Below are 1,462 nucleotides of genomic sequence, written 5' to 3' on the forward strand. Positions count from 1 at the left end.
AAACCGTCAGGCTGTGAAAAAACTCAAGAACTAAACTTTATTGGCTTCTCAGGCTATCACCATGAATCATAAATCGATTGTAAACGTGCCTGATTTTAGGCAGCAATGTGCCAAGTAAAATTTTTGGAAGGCTTATATGACTTCAAAATTAGTCCTTTTTCGACAAAACAGGCCACCCTTTCGTAATCGGGTGTCCAGTTTTTGAGTTTTTCTAAGATTTTGGGCATGGTTAGGATGTTCAAGCTCCGCTTGAGATTGTAAACAGTCATAATCAAGGCCATTTCTCCGTTCACTTTTTCTAGTCCTCTCAGGTTGGTATGGTTGTATCCCCACTGTCTCTTGATGGTTCCAAAAACATGCTCATTGATTTCTTGTCGCTTTCGATAAAGGGGCTGATTGTTTTTGTAGTTTTCATTGTTTTTCTCTACAGCCTCGGCATATTCTGAACGTTCTATTTCTCGGCGGCCATCTTGCCGGCCTGTGCATTTGTTTTTTACTGGGCAACTAGTACAAGCTGGAGTGCGGTATTTCTTAAAGTTATAGCTGATGTTGTGGTCTCGTTTCTTTTGGTGCCATGTGCCTTTGGTGGCTAATGTTTGACCCTCTGGGCAGGTGTAGGTGTCGGTTTCTTTATGGTAAGTAAACTTTGAGACGATATACTCGGGCTGCGTGCCGTGGTCGTTGCTGTTCACTAGCTCTGCCATAGCTACTATGGTGCCGATACCTGAGTCTTGAGTAGTCTGTAACTCTCTGCCGTTGTGGTAACCCTTATCAGCTATTACGGTTATTGCTTCGGCTTGGATGTTGTCTTTTGCCTCTTGGGCGGCTCTGCTGAGGGCATTACGATCGTTGCGGTTGAGTGTGTGTGTAGCTACCACCAGTTTGTGCTGTTCGTCTACAGCAGCTTGTAGGTTATAACTCACTTCTACTACTTGTCCTTGTACCAATAAGGCTCTGGCGTCTGTGTCAGTCGTACTTACCTGGGGTTCGTCTGTAGTCGAAAGCTGCTTTTCCAGTGTTTCATATTTGATTTTGGCTCCAGCAAGACGTTCTATTTTGGCCTGAACATGTTTTACATCTAAACCAGTGTTTTGCTTATCATTTTCTTCTAACTGCTTTAAGTATTCCGTGGTCTTTTCTTCGATATAAGCTAAATGGCGGTCTATTTTCTTTTGATTATAGTTGTTCTTCTTGGAATTACTTGCTCTTACTTTAGTACCATCAATGGCTACTGTACGCCCTCCAATTAGCTCACATTCTTTTAAAAATAGTACAAAGAGTTTGAACGTGTTTTTTAGGGCCTTAGGATTGTCTTTTCGGAAGTCAGCTATGCTGTGGTAATTAGGCTGCTGACCGCAAAGCAGCCAAAAAACCTCTACATTACGCACGCATTCCCTCTCAAGCTTGCGGCTGCTGCGTAAACCGTTTAGGTAGCCGTATAAATAAAGCTTTAAATATAATG

1 protein-coding gene is annotated in these 1,462 nt (G+C 42.5%); it reads right to left on the minus strand.

The features are described from left to right. Positions 1-95: 95 nt before the first annotated feature. The coding region (locus EGI31_RS15125) for an IS1182 family transposase (protein ID WP_255037998.1) at positions 96-1,462 on the minus strand (1,367 nt) is incomplete at its 5' end.

Origin of the sequence: Lacihabitans soyangensis (assembly GCF_024343775.1) — a bacterium.
Classification (GTDB): domain Bacteria; phylum Bacteroidota; class Bacteroidia; order Cytophagales; family Spirosomataceae; genus Leadbetterella; species Leadbetterella soyangensis.